29 protein-coding genes are annotated in these 19410 nt (G+C 69.7%); 19 read left to right on the top strand and 10 right to left on the bottom strand.

Annotated features, from left to right (window positions below):
* Positions 1 to 241 precede the first annotated feature (241 nt).
* Complete coding sequence (leuA, locus tag ACVCAG_RS08845; protein WP_440083137.1) at positions 242 to 1954, bottom strand: 2-isopropylmalate synthase; 1713 nt, start codon at positions 1952 to 1954, stop codon at positions 242 to 244.
* A 320-nt stretch (positions 1955 to 2274) separates the two neighbouring features.
* Here leuA and ACVCAG_RS08840 point away from each other — a divergent pair, with 320 nt between their 5' ends.
* Positions 2275 to 2520: a DUF2630 family protein gene (locus ACVCAG_RS08840; RefSeq protein ID WP_440083136.1), complete on the top strand. Its 246-nt coding sequence runs from the start codon at positions 2275 to 2277 to the stop codon at positions 2518 to 2520.
* Between the two features lie 119 nt (positions 2521 to 2639).
* Here the strand turns inward: ACVCAG_RS08840 and ACVCAG_RS08835 are convergent, their stop codons facing one another.
* From ACVCAG_RS08835 to urtA, 7 genes are all read right to left on the bottom strand, one after another.
* Positions 2640 to 3803 carry a hypothetical protein gene (locus ACVCAG_RS08835; protein ID WP_440083135.1) on the bottom strand — a complete coding sequence of 388 codons (1164 nt, stop codon included), beginning with the start codon at positions 3801 to 3803 and terminating at the stop codon, positions 2640 to 2642.
* The gene (locus ACVCAG_RS08830; RefSeq protein ID WP_440083134.1) at positions 3800 to 5371 is read right to left on the bottom strand and encodes a transporter substrate-binding domain-containing protein; all 1572 of its coding nucleotides are present in this window, start codon (positions 5369 to 5371) and stop codon (positions 3800 to 3802) included. Before ACVCAG_RS08830 ends, ACVCAG_RS08835 begins: the two co-directional genes overlap by 4 nt.
* Before the next feature lie 126 nt (positions 5372 to 5497).
* Entirely contained in the window at positions 5498 to 6187 is a 690-nt protein-coding gene (gene urtE / locus ACVCAG_RS08825) for an urea ABC transporter ATP-binding subunit UrtE (protein WP_440070101.1), read from the bottom strand.
* Positions 6165 to 6923: an urea ABC transporter ATP-binding protein UrtD gene (gene urtD, locus ACVCAG_RS08820; protein ID WP_440083133.1), complete on the bottom strand. Its 759-nt coding sequence runs from the start codon at positions 6921 to 6923 to the stop codon at positions 6165 to 6167. The genes urtE and urtD overlap by 23 nt, the downstream gene beginning before the upstream one ends.
* The gene (gene urtC / locus ACVCAG_RS08815; RefSeq protein WP_440083132.1) at positions 6920 to 8026 is read right to left on the bottom strand and encodes an urea ABC transporter permease subunit UrtC; all 1107 of its coding nucleotides are present in this window, start codon (positions 8024 to 8026) and stop codon (positions 6920 to 6922) included. The genes urtD and urtC overlap by 4 nt, the downstream gene beginning before the upstream one ends.
* On the bottom strand, positions 8023 to 8889 hold the full coding sequence (gene urtB / locus ACVCAG_RS08810) for an urea ABC transporter permease subunit UrtB (RefSeq protein WP_362677314.1): 867 nt from the start codon (positions 8887 to 8889) through the stop codon (positions 8023 to 8025). Before urtB ends, urtC begins: the two co-directional genes overlap by 4 nt.
* Before the next feature lie 118 nt (positions 8890 to 9007).
* On the bottom strand, positions 9008 to 10240 hold the full coding sequence (gene urtA / locus ACVCAG_RS08805; RefSeq protein ID WP_440083131.1) for an urea ABC transporter substrate-binding protein: 1233 nt from the start codon (positions 10238 to 10240) through the stop codon (positions 9008 to 9010).
* A gap of 246 nt (positions 10241 to 10486) precedes the next feature.
* On the opposite strand from urtA, the gene ACVCAG_RS08800 reads away from it, so the two are divergent.
* Positions 10487 to 11491, top strand: a complete 1005-nt coding sequence (locus ACVCAG_RS08800; protein WP_447189711.1) for a tyrosine-type recombinase/integrase — start codon at positions 10487 to 10489, stop codon at positions 11489 to 11491.
* A gap of 108 nt (positions 11492 to 11599) precedes the next feature.
* Here the strand turns inward: ACVCAG_RS08800 and ACVCAG_RS08795 are convergent, their stop codons facing one another.
* Positions 11600 to 11851: a hypothetical protein gene (locus ACVCAG_RS08795; RefSeq protein ID WP_447189710.1), complete on the bottom strand. Its 252-nt coding sequence runs from the start codon at positions 11849 to 11851 to the stop codon at positions 11600 to 11602.
* A gap of 195 nt (positions 11852 to 12046) precedes the next feature.
* Positions 12047 to 12499 carry a helix-turn-helix domain-containing protein gene (locus tag ACVCAG_RS08790; protein WP_447189709.1) on the bottom strand — a complete coding sequence of 151 codons (453 nt, stop codon included), beginning with the start codon at positions 12497 to 12499 and terminating at the stop codon, positions 12047 to 12049.
* Positions 12500 to 12647: 148 nt separating this feature from the next.
* On the opposite strand from ACVCAG_RS08790, the gene ACVCAG_RS08785 reads away from it, so the two are divergent.
* From ACVCAG_RS08785 to ACVCAG_RS08705, 17 genes are all read left to right on the top strand, one after another.
* Positions 12648 to 12842: a helix-turn-helix domain-containing protein gene (locus tag ACVCAG_RS08785; RefSeq protein WP_447189708.1), complete on the top strand. Its 195-nt coding sequence runs from the start codon at positions 12648 to 12650 to the stop codon at positions 12840 to 12842.
* Positions 12842 to 13144 (top strand): hypothetical protein, encoded by a 303-nt coding sequence (locus tag ACVCAG_RS08780; RefSeq protein ID WP_447189707.1) that lies wholly within the window; start codon positions 12842 to 12844, stop codon positions 13142 to 13144. The genes ACVCAG_RS08785 and ACVCAG_RS08780 overlap by 1 nt, the downstream gene beginning before the upstream one ends.
* 89 nt (positions 13145 to 13233) lie before the next feature.
* On the top strand, positions 13234 to 13839 hold the full coding sequence (locus tag ACVCAG_RS08775) for a hypothetical protein (RefSeq protein WP_447189706.1): 606 nt from the start codon (positions 13234 to 13236) through the stop codon (positions 13837 to 13839).
* Positions 13836 to 14084 carry a hypothetical protein gene (locus tag ACVCAG_RS08770; protein ID WP_447189705.1) on the top strand — a complete coding sequence of 83 codons (249 nt, stop codon included), beginning with the start codon at positions 13836 to 13838 and terminating at the stop codon, positions 14082 to 14084. The genes ACVCAG_RS08775 and ACVCAG_RS08770 overlap by 4 nt, the downstream gene beginning before the upstream one ends.
* Positions 14081 to 14491, top strand: coding sequence for a hypothetical protein (locus ACVCAG_RS08765; RefSeq protein WP_447189704.1), 411 nt, complete (start codon positions 14081 to 14083; stop codon positions 14489 to 14491). The genes ACVCAG_RS08770 and ACVCAG_RS08765 overlap by 4 nt, the downstream gene beginning before the upstream one ends.
* On the top strand, positions 14491 to 14679 hold the full coding sequence (locus ACVCAG_RS08760) for a hypothetical protein (RefSeq protein ID WP_447189703.1): 189 nt from the start codon (positions 14491 to 14493) through the stop codon (positions 14677 to 14679). The genes ACVCAG_RS08765 and ACVCAG_RS08760 overlap by 1 nt, the downstream gene beginning before the upstream one ends.
* Positions 14676 to 14960 carry a hypothetical protein gene (locus ACVCAG_RS08755; protein WP_447189702.1) on the top strand — a complete coding sequence of 95 codons (285 nt, stop codon included), beginning with the start codon at positions 14676 to 14678 and terminating at the stop codon, positions 14958 to 14960. Before ACVCAG_RS08760 ends, ACVCAG_RS08755 begins: the two co-directional genes overlap by 4 nt.
* The gene (locus ACVCAG_RS08750) at positions 14957 to 15313 is read left to right on the top strand and encodes a hypothetical protein (protein WP_447189701.1); all 357 of its coding nucleotides are present in this window, start codon (positions 14957 to 14959) and stop codon (positions 15311 to 15313) included. The genes ACVCAG_RS08755 and ACVCAG_RS08750 overlap by 4 nt, the downstream gene beginning before the upstream one ends.
* Entirely contained in the window at positions 15310 to 15750 is a 441-nt protein-coding gene (locus tag ACVCAG_RS08745; RefSeq protein WP_447189700.1) for a hypothetical protein, read from the top strand. The genes ACVCAG_RS08750 and ACVCAG_RS08745 overlap by 4 nt, the downstream gene beginning before the upstream one ends.
* Positions 15747 to 16172, top strand: coding sequence for a helix-turn-helix domain-containing protein (locus tag ACVCAG_RS08740; protein WP_447189699.1), 426 nt, complete (start codon positions 15747 to 15749; stop codon positions 16170 to 16172). Before ACVCAG_RS08745 ends, ACVCAG_RS08740 begins: the two co-directional genes overlap by 4 nt.
* On the top strand, positions 16166 to 16606 hold the full coding sequence (locus ACVCAG_RS08735) for a helix-turn-helix domain-containing protein (RefSeq protein WP_447189698.1): 441 nt from the start codon (positions 16166 to 16168) through the stop codon (positions 16604 to 16606). Before ACVCAG_RS08740 ends, ACVCAG_RS08735 begins: the two co-directional genes overlap by 7 nt.
* A complete protein-coding gene (locus ACVCAG_RS08730) occupies positions 16603 to 16833 on the top strand; it encodes a helix-turn-helix transcriptional regulator (RefSeq protein ID WP_447189697.1) in 231 nt (76 codons plus the stop codon). The genes ACVCAG_RS08735 and ACVCAG_RS08730 overlap by 4 nt, the downstream gene beginning before the upstream one ends.
* Positions 16834 to 16864: 31 nt before the next feature.
* Complete coding sequence (locus ACVCAG_RS08725; protein WP_447189696.1) at positions 16865 to 17086, top strand: hypothetical protein; 222 nt, start codon at positions 16865 to 16867, stop codon at positions 17084 to 17086.
* On the top strand, positions 17083 to 17409 hold the full coding sequence (locus ACVCAG_RS08720; RefSeq protein ID WP_447189695.1) for a hypothetical protein: 327 nt from the start codon (positions 17083 to 17085) through the stop codon (positions 17407 to 17409). Before ACVCAG_RS08725 ends, ACVCAG_RS08720 begins: the two co-directional genes overlap by 4 nt.
* A gap of 126 nt (positions 17410 to 17535) precedes the next feature.
* On the top strand, positions 17536 to 18219 hold the full coding sequence (locus ACVCAG_RS08715) for a hypothetical protein (RefSeq protein WP_447189694.1): 684 nt from the start codon (positions 17536 to 17538) through the stop codon (positions 18217 to 18219).
* Between the two features lie 102 nt (positions 18220 to 18321).
* Positions 18322 to 18594 (top strand): hypothetical protein, encoded by a 273-nt coding sequence (locus ACVCAG_RS08710; RefSeq protein ID WP_447189693.1) that lies wholly within the window; start codon positions 18322 to 18324, stop codon positions 18592 to 18594.
* A complete protein-coding gene (locus tag ACVCAG_RS08705) occupies positions 18591 to 19388 on the top strand; it encodes a hypothetical protein (RefSeq protein ID WP_447189692.1) in 798 nt (265 codons plus the stop codon). The genes ACVCAG_RS08710 and ACVCAG_RS08705 overlap by 4 nt, the downstream gene beginning before the upstream one ends.
* The last annotated feature ends 22 nt before the right edge of the window (positions 19389 to 19410 follow it).

Genomic DNA, 19410 nt, shown 5'->3' with positions numbered 1-19410 from the left:
GGGCGAGCGGAAACGACTCGACCGCGCCCGGACGGATCTCGCGGTGGGCGCGGTCGGGTGAGCGACGTGGACGCCTTGTGGGCGGCCGTCGGACCTCGTACGGCAGATCGTGCCGGGCGAGGCGGGGACTGTGCGGGAGGGAGTGGGTGGTACGGGGTGCGGGGCGACGCGGACGGTGCCGGGCGAGAGGCGCGCGGCCGGCGCGGCCGTACGTGGGAGCCGTGCCGCCCCGTCCGCTCCGCTAGCGGCCGGCGCGGTTGACCGCGGAGATGACGGCCTTGAGCGAGGCGGTGGTGGTGTTGGAGTCGATGCCGACACCCCACAGGGTCCGGCCGGCGATCTCGCACTCGATGTAGGAGGCGGCCTTGGCGTCGGTCCCCGCGCTCATGGCGTGCTCGGCGTAGTCGAGGACGCGTACCTGGACCCCGACCCGGGCCAGGGCGTCGCAGAAGGCGGAGATGGGACCGTTGCCGACTCCCTCGACCTCGCGGATCTCCCCGTCGAGGCGCAGGTCGGCGCTGATGGCGTCCTGCCCGTCACCCCTGGAGGTGGTCCGGTGGGCCAGCAGGCCCAGGCGGCCCCACGGGCTCGTCGGGTTGGGCAGGTACTCGTCGGTGAAGACCTCCCACATCTGGGTGGCGTTCACCTCGCCACCGATGGTGTCGGTGTGGGTCTGGACGGCGCGGGAGAACTCGATCTGCAGGCGCCGCGGCAGGTCCAGGTGGTGGTCGGCCTTCATGATGTAGGCGACCCCGCCCTTGCCGGACTGGCTGTTGACCCGGATGACCGCCTCGTACGTGCGGCCGATGTCCTTGGGGTCGATCGGCAGGTACGGGACCGCCCAGGCGAACTCCTCGACCGGGACGCCCGCGGCGGCCGCGTCGCGCTCCAGGTGCTCGAAGCCCTTCTTGATGGCGTCCTGGTGGGAGCCGGAGAAGGCGGTGTAGACGAGCTCGCCGCCCCACGGGTGGCGCGGGTGGACGGGCAACTGGGTGCAGTACTCGGTGACCCGGCGGATCTCGTCGATGTCGGAGATGTCGACCTCCGGGTCGACGCCCTGCGAGAACATGTTCATGCCCAGCGTGACCAGGCAGACGTTGCCGGTGCGCTCGCCGTTGCCGAACAGGCAGCCCTCGATCCGGTCGGCCCCGGCCATGTAGCCCAGTTCGGCGGCGGCGACGGCGGTGCCGCGGTCGTTGTGGGGGTGCAGGGACAGCACGATCGAGTCGCGGTAGGCCAGATTGCGGTGCATCCACTCGATCTGGTCGGCGTAGACGTTGGGCGTGGCCATCTCGACGGTGGCGGGCAGGTTGAGGATGACCTTGCGGTCGGGGGTGGGCTGCCAGACGTCGTTGACGGCGTCGCAGACCTCCACCGCGTACTCCAGCTCGGTACCGGTGAAGGACTCCGGGGAGTACTGGAAGTAGATCTCCGTGTCGTCCATCCCGGCGGCCAGCTTCTTGCAGAGCTTGGCGCCCTCGACCGCGATCGCGGTGATGCCCTCGCGGTCCTGGCCGAAGACGACCCGGCGCTGGAGGGTGGAGGTGGAGTTGTACAGGTGGATGATCGCCTGCTTGGCCCCGCGCACCGACTCGAAGGTCCGCTCGATCAGCTCGGCCCTGGACTGGGTCAGGACCTGGATCACCACGTCGTCGGGGATCAGGCCCTCTTCGATGATCTGCCGTACGAAGTCGAAGTCGGTCTGGGAGGCGGCGGGAAAGCCCACCTCGATCTCCTTGTAGCCCATCTTCACCAGCAGCTCGAACATCTGGAGCTTGCGGTGGGCGTCCATGGGGTCGATCAGCGCCTGGTTGCCGTCACGCAGGTCGACGGCGCACCACCGGGGGGCCCGGTCGATGACCTTCCCGGGCCAGGTGCGGTCGGCCAGCTGGATCGGCGCGAAGGACTCATAGCGCTTGAACGGCATGGGACTGGGCTGCTGCTGCGGATACATGCAAGGCTCCTCGACTGGGAAAACAATCGTGGCCGACGCGCATGGCTCGCTCCGCGACGAGGGAGCCGGCCTCTACAGGCCCTCGTCGCGGCAGCTAAGAAGCAGGCCGCGCAGCATGCCTAGCACGTTAGCAGACGTCTCAGGATGCCCGGGCCCCGGTCTCACATGGCGGGACTCGAAGATCTTCGCTCACCTGGCGGGGCCCGGAGATCTCCGGCGTCTCACCCGCGGAAGGGCCGCCGTCGCGGGGTCGGCCTCCGACGGTGCGGTGACCCGCCGATCGGATACAGTCCAGAAAAACTCTGACAGGGGGAACGGACATGAGGGACGGCGACATCCTCGCCCATATCCACGAGTTGATCGCCGAGGAGCAGGAGCTCCGGGCGAAGCTGGGCTCGCACTCGATCTCCTCGCACGAGGAGAACAACCGGATCCAGCACCTGGAGGAGGCCCTCGACCAGGCATGGGACCTGCTCAGGCAGCGCCGGGCGCGCCGCGAGTTCGGTGAGGACCCCAACTCGGCGGCCCCCCGCCCGATCGACGAGGTCGAAGACTACCTTCAGTGATCGCCGGTCCCGGAAGCCCCCTCCGGGAAGCCGTCGCCCGCCCTGCGGGCTGACCTCCGTGCTACCCCCGTGCCGCCCCCACGCCGCTCCCGCACGCCCGCCGCACGGTCCGCCGGGACTCACCCGCCGCGCGATCCGGCCGGGGGCGGAGGCTCGGCGGGGCTCGAAGGCCCGGCCGGACCCCGAGACTCATCCGAGCCCGAGCCCGAGCTCGGGGACGACGACCCCGGGGACGGCGACGGGCTCGGAGACGAGCTCGAGTTCGGTGGGGCCGGGCCGGTTTCCCCGGCCGGGCGACCCTCACAGCGCGAGTCGGCGGGAGTCCGCTGCGAGACCGGGGCGAGCCAGGAGATCACGCTGTGCTCGACGTACCAGCCGTGCAGGTTCACCCACGTCCGGGGCACCTCACCGGGGTCGGGGCAGAGCACCTTCGACTGCAGCCGGTCGTTCTGGATGAACTCCACGACACCGTCACGCTTGAGGACGGTGGTCATCTGGTCGTCGCTGGCGACCATGTAGCCCACCACCACCTCCGCGGACCTCTCCTCGGTCGGTTTCTCCAGGGTGATCTGCATGGCGATCAGCGGGAGGATCGGCGCCCTCATCACGACCACGCCGACCAGGAACGGTGTGAACACCGCCATCGCGATCGCGATGCCGTGGGTCAGCACCCTGGCCGGCGCCTCGGGCACCGGACCGGTCAGCAGCGCCGCGAACACCGGGGGAAGGGTCAGGAGGATCGCGGTCGCCACGTCCCGCGCGGCGAACGCGGAGACGATGGCCGGCCACAGCAGGACGTACGACAGCACGGCGGCGATCACCGGAAGCGCGTAGCAGAACGTGGTCCGCAGCTCCTCGTGGTCCGGGAACCGTTCACGCACGGTGAGCCCGAGCAGAGCCAGTGACAGCATCGCCAGCGTCGGCAGGAAGCGCAGCTGCCAGGTACACACGCCCATCGCGACGGCGAGGACCACCACCCAGCCGGGCAGCCGCTGAGCGCTGTGCACCAGCCACGAGGAGCGGCCCGTGCTGATCCAGTGAAGGGTGCCGAGAAGCCTGCCGCCGACCACGACGACGGGCAGCACCCACACCGTGGTCAGCAGGACCGCGCTCAGCAGGCCCAGCGGGCTGATGGTCTGCACGAGCAGGAGCAGCGTCTGGGTGTCCTGCTTGCTGGCGTACCACAGCCGCATCACCAGCAGGACGATCGGGAACACCGGCAGCAGCGTGAGGAACCACTCCTGGTTCCTCGGCGCGTCCCTCACCCGCGCGTCGGGTTTCAAGGGGCGGAGGGACAATCCTGGACGGGGAGGGTTCGCTCCCACGGCCAGCGGCGTACGTCCGGGGGAAGCGCGCACGGCTGCCGTGCCTGCGCCACGTCCACCCCCGGGTTGGCCGCCAGCAACGGCCGGATGTGTTTCTCGTACGCCCCCTCCCACATCTTGTTGTCCGGATCGGCGTAGGAGCGGTAGAGCGCGAGGTCGACCAGGGTGCGCAGCGCGCCGTTGGAACCCGCGTTCACCGCCCACATCTCCGTCTTCTCCAGCGCGATGTCGTGGTGGCGCAGCTTCCTTCCCGGTTCCGCGACGAACCCGGCCAGCAGGGCCGCGTCGGTGGTCACCGCGTCGGCCGCCCTGTTGGCCGCGAGGCCGTCCGCGAGACGGTCCACGCACTTGCTGATCAGGAGCTCGGCGATGGGGTCGACCTTGATCGCCTTTTTCAGCTCGACCAGGGAGGTCGAGGTGCCGAGCGAGCAGACCCTCTTGCCCTCGAGCTGCCCCAGGGAGGCGACGTTGTCGTCGGGGTAGTCGGCCCTGGTCACCACCGACTGCTCGGTGTAGAGGTAGGGCGTCGAGAAGCCGACGGAGGGATCGGCCCTGCGTTCCGGCGTCACGCTGAAGGTCGCCACCACGAGGTCGACCTTGACGAACGCGCCGTCCGTGTCGCGGGCCTGCATGCGCGCCCTGTCCTCGGTCTCGATGGACAGGAAGTCGACCTGGTCGGGCCGGAAGCCCAGATCCGCCGCGATCATGTAGGCGATGTCGATGTCGAAGCCGGTGAAACCGGTCTCGCCCGGCTTCCGCAGGGCGATGCCCGGGGTGTCCTCCTTCACGCCGATCAGCAGCCTGTCCTTGTTGAGGAGCCCCGCCTTCTCCCGTAACTCGGCCTCGGTGGGAGGCCCGCTCACCCACACGACGGACACCCCGACCACGACCGCGGCGAGGGCCAGCGCGATCCAGGCGGCCAGCCGGAAGCGGCGGAACCGGTGACGGCGGGGCGGTCCGGACGGTCCGGGCGGGCCGGTCGGCGGCCCTGAGCGGGGGCCCTCGGCGTCCGCGTCCTCGGACCGCGAGTCGCGGTCGTACCGGTCGTCGTCGTCCCAGCGGTCACGGTCATACCGGCCATCGGGCCGCCGGTCGGGCTCGTAGCGGTCGTCGTCCCAGCGGTCGCGCTCGTACGCTCCTGAGGAGCGCCGCCCACGCCCGTACCGGTCGCCGTCCCGCCGGTCGGGCTCGTAGCGGTCGTGCTCGTAGCGGTCATCGGGCCGCCGGTCACGCTCGTCGCCCGGCCGCCGGTCACGCTCGCCCGCGGCCCGGTCCCGGCGCTCGTCGAGGGGCGTCTCCCCCGTCTCCCCGCCGATTCGCCGGCCGGGAGCGTCACCGGCCGGCTCACCGGCCGCGCGGCCGGGCCCTGCCTCGCGCTCGTCACCGGCCGGGCCCCCGGTCTCCTGGCGGGAAGAGCCGCTCTTCCCGCCAGGAGACCGGCCCCGCTTCGCGGGAGACTCGGAGGGCTCCGGAGGGAGGGACACCCGCTCCGGCCGCTCTTCCCCGTCCGCAGGTTCCTTCGCCATGACACCCCCGGACTCCGCTTTTCTGGGCAGGCTATGTCGTCATCGCTCGTGGCGGGAGCCTCTTCATCAAGAAGTGATCAAACGCAGCCTTCTTGCTCTGAAAAATCCGATTCAGAGCTTTAGCGGTCAGACGGCGAGAAGGCGGTGAATTCCCTCCCCGCGCAGTTCCTCGGCCTCCCCCGAGTGGACGACGTGCCCGGCGTCGAGAATGAGGAAGCGGTCGGCGAGGCGGAGCGCCAGGTCCAGATACTGCTCGACCAGCAGGAGCGACAGGCCGGTGGCGTGCAGCCGCTCGATCGCCTCCTCGATCTCGATGATGATCGACGGCTGGATGCCCTCGGTGGGCTCGTCGAGGATGAGCAGCTTGGGACGGGTGACCAGGGCGCGGGCGATGGCGAGCTGCTGTTGCTGCCCGCCGGACAGGAACCCGGCGCGCCGCTTGAGCAGCGGCTTCAGCCGCGGGAAGGTCTCCAGGGCCTCCTCCAGCGCCTCCTGCGGCCCCTTGGCGGCCTCCAGCGTGACCTGGAGGTTGCCGAGCACGCTGAGCTGGGGGAAGGTCTCGTGCCCCTGGGGGACGTACGCCATGCCGAGCCGGACCCGCTCGTGAGGCGGCAGGCGCGTCACGTCGCGTCCCTCGAAGGTGACCGACCCCGAGGTGGCGGGCAGCACTCCCATCACGGTGTTGAGCAGGGTGGTCTTGCCCACCCCGTTGCGGCCCATCACGCACATCAGCTGCCCGGGCTCCACCTCCAGGGAGACCCCGAACAGCACCCGGGCCCTGCCGTACCCCGCGTCAAGTTCCCGTACCGACAGCATCGCTGCGCTTCCTTCCGATGTAGACCTCCTGCACGCGCGGGTCGTCGCGGACCTGGTCCACCGATCCCTCGATCAGCACCTTGCCCTCGTGCAGGACGGTGACCTGCGAGGCGTACCTGCGCAGGAACTCCATGTCATGTTCGATCACGATCACCGTGTGGTCGTTCGCCACGGACGTCAGGAGCTCGCCGGTGCGCTCCCGCTCGTCCTTGGACATACCGGCCACCGGCTCGTCCAGCAGGAGCAATTTGGGGCGCTGGGTGAGCAGCATGCCGATCTCCAGCCACTGCCGCTGCCCGTGGGAGAGCACCCCCGCGGGCCGGTCGGCCAGCTCCCTCAGGCCGGTGGTCTCCAGGGCCTCGGCGACGGCGTCGGAGACGCCTCGCCTGCGCCGGGCCAGCGACCAGAGCGGGCGGCGGAAGGACGCGGCCAGGTCGAGGTTCTCCAGGACGGTGAGCTCCTCGAAGACCACCGAGGTCTGGAAGGTCCGCCCGACGCCGAGCCGGACGATCCTGTGCTCTCGCAGGCCGACCAGGCTGCGCCCGTCGAAGACGACCTCGCCGGTGGTCGGGCGGGTCAGGCCGGTGATGACGTCGATGAGCGTGGTCTTCCCGGCCCCGTTGGGGCCGATCAGGAATCGCAGCTCCCCCTTCTCGACCGTCAGGTCGATGCCGTCGATGGCGCGGAAGCCGTCGAAGACCACCGACAACCCGCGTACCTCGATCATCGGGCTCATCCGACCTCCTCCATCACTCTCGTACCGGGAGCGTCCGCGGGCGGCGGTTCGGGGTCCGTACGGCGCCCCGACCTGCGCGCCCAGGCGTCGCGCGCCGACGCCGCCACACCGAGGATCCCCTTGGGGGCCAGGGTCATGACGAGGATGAACAGCGCGCCCTGCAGGTAGAGCCAGCCGTCGGCGAACTGCTCGCTGAAGGACGTCTTGGCGTACCCCATCACGACCGCGCCGAGGATCGCCCCGGCCAGCGCGAACCTGCCGCCCACCGCGACCGCGACGACGAGTTCGAGGGAGGGGACCACACCCAGCAGCGCGGGCGAGATGATGCCGACCACGGGCACGAACAGGGCCCCCGCGAGCCCGGCCATGCCCGCGGAGAGCGCGAAGGTGACGGTCTTGACCCTGGCCGGGTCGTAGCCGAGGAACCTGACGCGGTCCTCGCCGTCCCTGATGGCGACGAGCAGCCGCCCGAAGCGGCTCTTGACCAGCTGGCGGGCGCCGAGGTAGAGCAGCCCGGTGACGATCGCGACCGTGAAGTACAGCCCGCGCTGGGTCGAGTCGGCCGCCAGGTCCTGGCCGAACAGGTCGTAGAAGTTGGTCAGGCCGTTGGTGCCGCCGGTCAGGCCCTGCTGGCCGACGAGCAGGATGACGAACGCGGCGGCGAGCGCCTGGGTGAGGATCGCGAAGTAGGCGCCGCGCACCCGCTGCCTGAACACCAGCAGGCCCAGCACCGTGGCGATCAGCATCGGCCCGACGACGACCATGGCCAGCGCGAACACCGGGTTGGCGAACGGTTTCCACAGGGCGGGCAGCTGCTCGACCCCGCTCCACACCATGAAGTCGGGCAGGTCGCCCTGGGCGTCCACCAGTTTCAGGTGCATGGCCATCGCGTAGCCGCCGAGTCCGAAGAACACGCCCTGGCCCAGGACGAGCATGCCGCCCTGCCCCCAGGCCAGGCCGATGCCCAGGGCGATGATCGCGAAGCAGAGATACTTGGCCAGCAGGCCGAGGCGGAAGGGCTCCAGCAGCAGTGGTGCGACCACCAGGGCCAGCACGGCCACCACCGCGAAGACCCCGGGCCCTCTGAGGCGTGCGAGATTCATGTGAGCGCCCTCGATCGGAGTACGAACAGGCCCTGCGGCCGGAACTGGAGGAAGGCGATGATCGCGGCGAACACGATGACCTTCGCCAGGCTGGCGTCGCTCCAGAACTCGGCGTAGGAGTTGAGCAGGCCGAGTCCCGCGGCGGCGATGACGGCGCCGCGCAGCTGGCCGAGCCCTCCGGCGACGACCACCAGGAAGGCGTCGACGATGTAGTAGGTGCCGAGGGCGGGTCCGACGGGGCCGATGAGGGTGAGGGCCACCCCGGCGACCCCGGCCAGGCCCGAGCCGATGAAGAAGGTGCGCTGGTCGACGTGGGCGGTGTTGATGCCGCTGACCGCGGCGAGCTGCCGGTTCTGCATCACCGCCTGCATCCGGCGGCCCTGGCCGGTGCGGTTCATGTAGGCCCAGACGCCGACGACGGTGGCGACGGCGAGGGCGAAGATGAACAGCCGGTTGTACGGCAGTGACGCGATGCCGCCTTGCAGCCAGGTGGGCGCCTGGACCTGCACGTTGGGCGCGCCGAACAGGTCGCGGGCGAGCTGCTGCAGCACGAGGCTGACGCCCCAGGTGAGCAGCAGGGTGTCGAGCGGGCGGCCGTAGAAGTGCCGGATCGCGGTCCGTTCCAGGATGAGCCCCATCAGCCCGGCGACCAGGAAGGCGACGGGCAGGGCGACGATCACGGCCATCCGGCCGGTGAGGTCCTGGAGCAGGTAGGCGGTGTACGCGCCCGCCATGATGAACTCGCCGTGGGCCATGTTGATCACGCCCATCTGGCCGAACGTGAACGTCAGGCCGAGGGCGATGAGAAGCAGTACGGCGCCGATGGACAGGCCGATCGGGAGCTGGTTGAGAAACGCCTCCACCGAAGGTCCCCTTCCTACGAGTGTTTGGCTCCGGGGCGGGCCGTGCCGCATTGTGGATGCGTCACGGTGCTGCCCGTGATCTGGTCACGGCCCGGCCCGGAGCCGGTCTGAGAGGGGATCAGCCGTTGGCCAGGCCGCTCGCCCAGGGGTAACCCTTGAGGTAGGGGTCGGGTTTGATCGGCTCGCCGGAGTTCCAGACCTCCTTGATGAGGCCGTCGGGCTGGATCACCCCGATCCTGGCCGTCTTGTACATGTGCTGGTTCTCGCCGTCGATGGTGACCAGGCCCTCGGGACGCTCCAGGGCGATGCCTCCGGCGGCCTTCCTGACGGCCTCGACCTCGACGGACCCGGCTTTCTTGGCGGCCTCGGCCCAGAGGTAGACGGCGTTGTATCCGGCCTCCATCGGGTCGGAGGTCACCTTGTCGGCGCCGTACTTGGCCTTGAACGCGGCGACGAACTTCTCGTTGGCCGGGTTCTCGGTGGTCTGGTAGTAGTTCCAGGCGACGGGGTGTCCGGCGATGTTGTCGACGCCGATGCCCTTGACCTCCTCCTCGGCGACGCTCACCGACAGGACGGGCATCTGCTCGGCGGTGACCCCGGCGCTGTTGAGCTGCTTGAAGAAGGCGACGTTGCTGTCGCCGTTGAGGGTGTTGAAGACGGCGTCCGGCTTGGCCTGGACGACCTTGTTGGTCAGCGTGCTGTACTCGGTGTGGCCGAGGGGGGTGTACTCCTCGCCGAGGATCTCCATCCCGTTCGCCGCCGCGTACGCCTTGATGATCTTGTTGGCGGTCCGCGGGAAGACGTAGTCGCTGCCGACCAGGAAGATCTTCTTCTTGCCCTGTTCCTTGAGGTAGTCGAGGCCGGGGATGATCTGCTGGTTGGTGGTGGCGCCGGTGTAGAAGATGTACGGCGAGCTCTCCAGGCCCTCGTACTGGACCGGGTACCACAGCAGGGCCTTGCTCCGCTCGAACACCGGCAGCATCGCCTTGCGGCTGGCGGAGGTCCACCCGCCGAAGGTGGTGGCGACCTTGTCCTGGCGGATGAGCTTGGTGGCCTTCTCCGCGAAGGTGGGCCAGTCGGACGCGCCGTCCTCCACGACGGGGATCAGCTTCTTGCCGAGCACGCCTCCGGCGGCGTTGATCTCCTCGATGGCGAGCAGTTCCGAGTCCCGGACGGTCACCTCGCTGATGGCCATGGTGCCGCTGAGCGAGTGCAGGATGCCGACCTTGATGCCGTCCTCACCGCCGGCGGAGGCCGCGTTCGTGCCCGAGGGGGCTTCGCCTCCGCAGGCGGCCAGCGCCGTGGCCAGCGCCGCGACGACGACTCCGGAGCGCCATGCTGTGTTCCTCAATGACTTTCCTCCTTGCCGGTACGGCCCCCGCACCGATCTATCTGCCGTCAAGGTGACTGAGTGAGGTTTCCCGCCTAGTTCGTGATTGTTAATTGCGCTTTACCGGGAACTAACCGAAGACATCATTGACGCTCTGACCTGCTGATATATACGTCTGAGCTGGTCAGACACCCGTGAACACTGTCGTCAGTGCTGATAATCGGCGCCTCCACCGGTAACGCAAAACGCGTCAATGGGAGGTCCCTCATGCCCGACGCCGACATCATCGCCTTCGCTCCCCGGCCCGCCGGCCAACCTCGCCGCAAGAAGAAGCGGCCCACCTCGACCACTCCCCCGGGCGCCGAGCTGGAGCCGCTCATCGACTCCTGGCTTCTGGCCCTGCGCTCGGCCAACAAGGCCGACGAGACGAAACGCGCCTACCTGCGCAGCGCCCGCCAACTCGTCGCATTCCTCGCCAAGGAGGGAATGCCGACCGACGCCGAGCGTGTCGAGCCGGAGCACATCCGGGCGTTCCTCGTCCACGAGCAGGAGCGGACCACCGCCAGCAGCGCGGCGTGCCACCACGCGAACCTGAGCGTGTTCTTCGCCTGGCTGGTCGACCCGGAGCAGGGCGGCGAACGCACCAGCTCCTCCCCCGTACTCAAAGCCGACCGGCCGAAGAAGCACTCGAAGAGAACGAAGTACCTGACCGACGAAGAAGTCCAGGCCGTCTTCGACGTGTGCAAGGGGCCGGACTTCCCCGAACGCCGGGACCTGGCGCTGTTCCGGCTGTTCAACGACTGCGGGGCCCGCGTCAGCGGCACCTCCGGGGCACTGCTGGCCGACCTCGACCTGAAGAAGCGGACGCTGCTCATCCAGTTGAAGGGAGGCGACGAGCACACCGTCCCGTTCGGCGACAAGACCGCGGCGGCGCTGGATCGGTACCTTCGGGTCCGGCAAAGTCACCCGTTGAAGGACTCGCCATTCCTCTGGCTGGGGCAGCGTGGCCGGGCCAGCGCGCACCTGACGCCTGAGGGGATCCGGAAGATGATGAAGCGCCGCGGCGCACAGGCCGGGGTGGTGGGGTTGCGGCCGCACCGGTTCCGGGCACGCTTCGCCCATGAGTTCTTGGCGGCCGGGGGCAGCGCGCGGGGGGCGATGTCGGTGGCCGGCTGGAAGAGCGAGGCCATGTTGCATCACTACAGTGCGGATCTGGCTGATCAGAGAGCGCGGGAAGAGCACGCGCGCCTGGGCCTGGGGGACCGTTTCTGAGCCCTGACGTGCAAGATCCCCGCTGCGGGTCTGCGTTCACCTGTCGCAGGCCCGGCGGGGTGTCTTGGCCGCGTTCACGCATCCACTCGTGAGCGGGGCTGGGGGGCTCTAGTCGCTTCTGCTGTCGGCGCGGCCGTGCCAGTAACCGACGCGGTATTCACCGCTGCCGCTGCCGCTGCGGCTGCGGCTGCGGCTGCGGCAGTTGCGCTGGAGTTGGAGCATCGTAAGAGCGACGGTTGCGGCCAGGGTCAGTCGCTGGGCGACGTCATAGTCCCCGATTTCCGGCCACAAGGAATGGGCAATTCCATACACAACGTTAATCGTCCACAGGGCATAAATTGTGGGTTTGAGCAGGCGCACCGGTGAGCCCTCCCCGGGGGTCGAGATAGGTCCTAACGTGCTGCGAATCGTTCAACCTTGCATCATTGGAACGCTGCATGCAACGGTCATCCAGACATTAAGGGCGCTTTTTCGGCGGTATTACTCACCGTGCACAATTGACGTTACGTAGCGTCACCGCTACCGGGCGGCGTATTCGAGTAGGCGGAAAATGATCTATCCCTCCCCGGCCTCCACCTCCACCCGGGCGAGCTCCGCGATCCGCCCTATCTGCCGCTCGTAATCCTCCCGAGCCTGCTGCCTCAAACGCTCCAGCCGATCTCTCTCGTCGGCACGCATCCGCTCCAGGTGGGCTCGGCGGCCAGCCGGAACGCGCTCCAGCAGGGAGGCCAAATACCCCTCCAAGACTGACTCCGTCGTTGTCTCAACGGGAGCCTCTAGGCCTGCGAGCTCGAACGCTTCCCGGATCGGGATGTTCAGCGTCAGCGCCAAGGCATTGACAGTTTTGGTCAGAGGTGGTGTCGGCTGTTTCTTCAGTCGGCTGATCGTGTTTCGGTGCACTCCGGACCGCTCGGCAAGATCACCGATGTCCCAGTCTCGCACCGCTAACTCCTGCGTAATGCGCCGCCACAGCCCCACTGCGGGCGCGCCTGACTGTCCCTCGCTCATGCACCGTATTGAACCACGATGCACCGCGAATCGTCTTGACACGGTGCATCACTATGGCTGTTTGGGTACGCACCACCTTGCACCGTCTTGCACCGTGAGATACGTTCGTGGTGCAAGATGCACCACAGCGCACCACGAGGTGAGGCATATGTCGTTGAGTATCGAACAGGCGAGCGAGCGGTTGGGCGTTCACAGAAACACCATTTTTCGGATGCGCCAGGACGGCCGGCTGAAAGCTACAAAGAGCGAGGCCTACCCGCAGGGGCGCGTCCTCATCGACGAGGCTTCCGTGAAGGCGCTGCTGAAGAAGCAGGCCACCGAGCGCAAGAAGGGCCGGCGCTGATGGCGGCCGACCCGCGCGTGTCCGCGCAGCGCCGCATCGCCGTCAACAAGTCCTGGGCCATGACGCCCAACCGCAGCGAGCGGACCGCGGCCGCGCGCGCCGCGTCGCCGACGTCGCTGGAGTACTGGGAGGCGCGAATCCGTAAGGAGGGCGTCGTCCGGCCCCAGGACATTCCGGCGGCTGCGGTGAACGCTCGCCGCGCGCACATGCAGGAAATCCGTGCCCGGGGCGTCGCGAAGAAGGCGGCCGAGCGGGCGGTCCAGGAGCAGGAGCGGCTGCAGCGGTTTCAGCGCGCCGTGTAGGTCCCGGGCCCCGGCCGTGTCACCGGCCGGGAGCCCGGTAGGCACCAACCCCTCACACCCATCGCGAAACAAGCAAAGGGAGTCAGGCCATGCCTGAACAGTACAAGCGCGGCGAGCGCATCCGCATCACCGTCGACGGCGTCATCGAGTACGACCGTGAGCCGGACGACCAGCCCGGCCGCACGGCGGAACTCACGATCGCCGTCTCCACGGGCGCCGGGTTGTACGACGTGACGGTGCCGCTTGACTACGTCGTCGCCGCGGAGCGCCTGGTCCCTGCGCAGGGGGAGCCGCAGCCCGGGGAGATCTGGCGGGACCGCGACGGCGTGGAGCGGTTCGCCAGCAAGGACAGGTCTGGGCAGGTGGTTCTTCGGGGCGCGGCCGGGACGGAGCGCGTCTGGCAGAACGTCAACGCCACACACGGCCCCCTGACTCGCGTCTACCCGGCGTCGCCCGCTCCCGAGCCCGAGCGCCCCCCGGTTCCCGAGCAGAACCCGGCCGCCCCTGAGCTGCGCGTGGGCGACGTGTGGAAGGACCGCGACGGAGACGTGTGGGACGTCTTCGACGCCAGCGGCAAGGGGGGCCTGCGCCACGGCACCCTGGAGTACAGCTGGGATGGCCTCGCCAGGGATTACGGCCCGCTGACTCTCCTCATCCGCGGCGAGGCCCCTGCCTCCGAGGGCGGTGCGGTGTGACGTTCGCCGACCTGCTCCCCGGAGTCCTGGCCCGCATCCCGGACGCGCCCGACCCCTGGACCATCCCCGAGCCCGGCCTGCCGCCCGCCGTCAAGATCCTCACCCCGCCCATCCCCTGCAGCAACCCCACATGCGCCGCGGTACAGCTGCTCGCCCGCGAGGTCGACGGCGGCGCTCCCGTCACCTACCACCGGCTCCCCCACCGGGCCGTCATCCACATCACCCCCGCCCTGGAGGCGTCATGACGTTTTCCTCGTCCACCATCTCCCGCATCACCGAAGAGCTCCGGTTCGCCCAAGAGCAGGTCATCACCCTGGAGCGGGAAACCGAGGCCGCGCGCGCCTCCGTCGCCGAATGGTCGAACCTCCTGTCCTACGCGGAGACCAACCCCGGCCAGCCTCCGGCCGAGCCGGTCGTCGAGCCGGTCGACGCGGTGCCGAACGACCAGGGGCCGGGCTGGTGCGCGTGCGGCCTGCCCGGGGTCGGCGGCGTGACGCACAGCCTGGACGGGCCGTGCGTCACGGCCGCCGCCGGAACCCAGGCCATCCCCTTCGACGAGCTCATGGGCCGTGCGCAGGAGAAGGTGCGCGGCCACTTCGAGCCGTACGCCCCGCCCGCGGCGAGCACCGATCAGCCGGGAGGACAGCCCTGATGAAGACCGCCGTCTACATCGGTTGCGTGATCGGCTGCGCAGTGAGCCTCATGGTGATGGCCGTGTCCATCCACGACCTGATCGTCCGGCCGTTCGACCCATCGGACGTGGCCTACCTGGTCCTGAGCAGCCTCCTGATCGGCTTCTACATGGGCGCGGCACGGCGCGTGAAGCGGGGTGGGTCGTGATCGGGGCCGCCATCCTCACCGCGCTCATCGCGATCGCCGCCGCGTCCCTCACCGTCATGGCCGCCATGAGCCGCCGCTGGATCCACGCCCTCACCGCCGGCACCTGCTCCGGGGTCGCCGTCCTCGCCAGCACGTGGTTCACCGTCGTCGACCGCGCCACCGTGTGGCCGGAGCACCCGGCCGGGTGGGCGGCACTCATCGTCCTGTGGCTCCTCGGATCCACGGTGGCCGGCCTCATCTTCTGGGGCGTCAGCCGAACCCAGCAGGAGGTGAGCCGGTGACGCCCGTCGAGGAGCTCCGCGCCGCCGCGGCCAAGCTGCGGGAGACGGCCGGGAACGCGACGCCCGGCCCTTGGATGTCCATGGATGACGGGGATCGCCTCGTCGCCCCGATCGTTGAGAACGACGGCACGGTGAGCCCGTTCGGCATGGACAACGTGGTCTGCGAGCCGATGGGCGGCGAAAACGCTGCCTGGATGGCTCTGGTCCACCCGGGCCTGGCCGAGCCGCTCGCCGAGCTGATGGAGGAGTCCGCGCGCCAGGCCGACATGAACGAGCATCGTGCCCCCCGACACCGCCGCGACCTCACCCAGGCCCTGGCGGTCGCCCACGTCATCCTGCGGGGCGGCTCGTGACCGCCCACCAGCTCCCCGTCGCCGCCCCCTTCCCCGGGGCGGCGGCGGGCCCCGCCCCCCGCTCCTGGACCCTCACCCTGCCCGCCGGGATGCGGCTGTTGAACGCGAATCAGCGGCTCCACCACGCGCCCCGGGCCCGCCTCACCGCGGCCCTCCGCGCCGCCGGCCGCCAGGCCGCCGAGGATGCCCAGGTGCCCGCGCTGGGTCGGGCGCACATCTACGGCTGCTACCGGCCGCCGGACCGCCGCCGCCGCGACGTCGGCAACCTCTACCCCAGCTTCAAGGCGCTCATCGACGGCTGCGTCGACTACGGGGTCCTCCCGGACGACGACGACACGCACCTCATCGGCCCCGACATGCGCCTCGGCGCCGTCGTGCGCGGCGGCCAGCTGTCCCTGCTCGTCATCGAACTCGCACCCCTGGCGGTGACCCCGTGAAGACCATCACCATCACCGAACGTCTCGCCCAGCTCCGCGAAGACCAGGACCTGCCGCAGCGCGGCGTCGCCCGAACCCTCGGCGTCAACCCCGCCACCGTCTACCGGTGGGAGAACGGTCTCCGCAGCCCGAGGATCGCCGCCGTGGCCGCGTACGCCGACCTGCTCGGACAGCGGATCGTCGTACGCCGCGGCGACCACGTCGTCAACGTGCTCGACGTGCTGCCCAACCTGGGTGTCCTCCGCAGGCGGGCCGGGCTGACGCAGACGCAGCTCGCGGCCCGCATGTACGTGAGCCGCCACACGATCGGCATGGCCGAGACGCACACCACGGCCGAGTCGTGGCTCCACAGCCTGGAGAAGTACGTGAAGCCGCTCGGCTGCACCCTCGACCTCGCCCCCGCCGAGGAGGAGTCATGTTGATCCTCACCATCCCCGAGCAGCTCAAAGAACTCCGCGAAGACCGTGGCCTGTTCCAAGAGCAGGTCGCCGATCGGCTCGGCTTCGGTGCGAACGCGGTCAGCCGCTGGGAGATCGGCAAGTGCAACCCACGCGTCCACCACATTGCCGCCTACGCCCGCCTCCTCGACCACCGGTTCGTCATGCGGTGCGGGCAGATCGTCGTCTGCGACGTGGTCGACGCTCTCCCGCGCCTGGGTGAGCTCCGGCGCCGTGCTGGCCTGTCCACGGCCGCCGTGGGTGCCCGGATCTACCACACGCCCGGCAGCGTGACCGCCTTCGAGAGCCAGACGCGGCGCCGCGGGGTGAGGCTGTCGACGCTGCAGCCGTACCTGGAGGCGCTCGGCTACGAGCTCGCCCTTGTCCCGGTCGAGCAGGAGCTGGCGGCCACCGGATGACCCGCCGGCCGCACCCGATCGTCGCCGCGCTTACCCGGATTCGGCTCGGCTGTCACCGATCCCAGGCCGCGCTCGCCAGAGCCGTCCACATCAGCCAGCCCAGTGTCGCGCTGTGGGAGTCCGGCAAGCGCGACCCCAAGCTCTCCCAGGTGGAGGCGTACGCCCGCGTGTTCGGGCTGCGCCTGGCCCTCGTACCTCTCGAAACCCCCGATGGAAGGAAGCAATGACCAACCAGCCTGAGGGCGGAGCGCCCGCCTGATGAACGCCAGCACCACGACCCCCGCCGGCGGCCTGCCCGTCGCTGGTGGGGGTTTCCCCACCCCGGGCCCGCAACCTCGCAGCGCGACGATCACGGTCACGCGGCGGGCCGGGGCCCGGGTCACCGTCGATACGTGGGACACCTGCCACGGGGTCGCCGATTTCATCACCCGCGTGCTCGGCGAGCCGGGCGCCCGCATCGAACTTCAGGAGCAGCCGTGAGCATCCTCGACTGGTTTCGCACCACCGCCTCGTTGAGCCGCGAGTTCGACCTGCTCCGCGAGGAGATCCGGGAGGTGCGGGAGGAGTGCGCGTCCCTGACCGGTCAACGCGACCAGCTCCTCGTGGACCTGGCCCAGGCCGAGCGGGAACGCGACGGCGTGTGGCGGGCCCTCGCCCTGGAGGAGACGCGGCCCCTCCCTGCGGTGCCAGCGGACGCGAAAGAGCGCGCCGAGGTGCGCCGGGAACGGGAGCGGGCCGACGCTCTCGCGGCCCGGCTGCAGACGCTGCAGGTCGCCAACATGAGGCACGACATCCCGGTCTGAGCTGGAGTTTCCACGTCCACCCGTGCACCGTCTTGCACCATGATGCACCATGAGATAGTGTTCATGGTGCAAGAACAAACCGTCGCGGTGCGAGACGGTGCACCCCCCGGATCCTTGGAGCCCCTCATGACCACCATCCCCGCCGAGATCACCCAGGACGGCCACGGCCTCCAGATCGTCAACGTCTTCGACCGCGACGGGAAGTTCGTCCGCCAGCTCCGCCACCGCGGCACCGTGACCGAGGCCCGCGCCACCGGCCGCCTCGGCTTCATGCACCCCAGTGAGCCGGGCTACGTCGACACCGTCGCCGAGGCCCAGGGCATGGACGCCGCCGCGAAAACCCGGTTCGCGGCCGCCCACGCCCACCTGTACAGCACCGAGAAGCTCACCGCCGACACCGCCGACATCGCCGCCCTCGACAACATGACCTCGGCCGAGCTCGCCCGGGAGACCGGGGTCGCCGAGCTGGTGGGCGCCCTGTACGGCGAGAACGACGACGACCGCCGGTACCGGGCCGAGTTGGAGAAGCGCGCCCACCTCCTCACCCCGCTCCTGGACCGGGCCGCCGTCACCACGCAGCCCACCAGCAACGCGTTCTGGCGGGCCCTCTCCGAGCTGCCCGCCAGTGTCCAGATCCAGCGAGACGCGCGCATCCGCAACACGGTCAGCGGCCAGACCGGCACCGTCACCGGCACCTACGAGGACCCCGGGTACGGCTACGCGCCCGCGCTCGTCGTGCGCACCGACGACGGCAAGGACTGCCACTACCTGCGCCACGTCGCGCCGCTGGAAATCGCCATCGCGGTCTGACGTTGAGCCCGAGCCGCCCTCCCCTGTCATCAGGGGTCAGGGGAGCGCGGTTCCGCCCAGCGCCTGAACGCGCACCCTTTCGAGCCAAGGAGCCAAGGAGCAATGACCACTTCTCCCCCCGGCGGACTGGAGTTCGCCGCCCGCTACACGCACCGGTGGGCCGACGGCCGCACCGAAACCGTCACCCTCGTCCACCACGAGACCCCGGGCGACCGGGAGTGGGCGGTGGCCCGGGTCGCCGAGATGGTGCGCGCCCAGGAAGCGTTCGGCCGTCCGGTTGACGCGCACCTCATCGTGCGGCGGGCCGCGACCGAGTGGCAGACCGAGGAGTCGGCGCTCGACCAGATGGCCGCCCTCCTGGCCGGTGACTGGTGACGGTTCCGCCGCGCATCGCCGCCCTCGCCGCCGAGCTCGACCAGCTGATCGAGGCGCACATCAACAACGCACCCCGCACCCTCCAGACCGCGATCGGCCCCAGCGAGCTCGGCATCCCCTGCGACCTGCGCCTCGGCTACAAAACCGCCGGCCACCCGGCGTGCAACACCGACCAGCCCCTGTCCTGGAAAGCGTGGATCGGCACCAACGTCCACACCGGGCTGCAGGAGCTGCTGACCATGGCGAACTACTCGCTGCCCGGGTGGGCCGAGCACGGCCAGGTGCGGTACGCGGTCGAGGAGCGCGTCACCGTCGGCCAGGTCAACGGCGACGACATCAGCGGCAACGCCGATTTGTACGTGGACGGGGTCGTGTGGGACTGGAAGATCCCCGGCGGCTCAACCCTCCGCAAGTACAAGGCCAACGGGCCGGGCGACCAGTACCGGATCCAGGCCCACCTGTACGGGGCCGGATGGGCCGCCCGCGGCTTCCCGGTCACCGACGTCGCCATCTACTTCCTTCCCAGGGACCAGGAGTGGAAGCAGCGCCACCTGTGGTCCGAACCGTACGACCCGGCTGTCGTCGAGGCCGCTCTGTCCCGGGCGGACGGCATCGCGAAGCTCGTCGCGGCGCTCGGCCCGGCGGCGTTCCCCCTGCTCCGGCGCCGCGAGTCCTGGTGCCGGTCCTGCCCCTGGTTCCGGCCGGGGGCCACTGATCTCGCCGAGGGCTGCCCCGGCGACCCCGAGGCGCTCAGCAGCGCCTCGGACTCCCTGCACGACCTCATCGCCCAGTAACAACCGATCCAAGGAGCACAGA

Source organism: Streptosporangium sp. G12 (assembly GCF_052983175.1).
The sequence above is the reverse complement of the archived record's forward strand: the minus strand, read 5'-3'. Positions and strand labels throughout refer to the sequence as shown.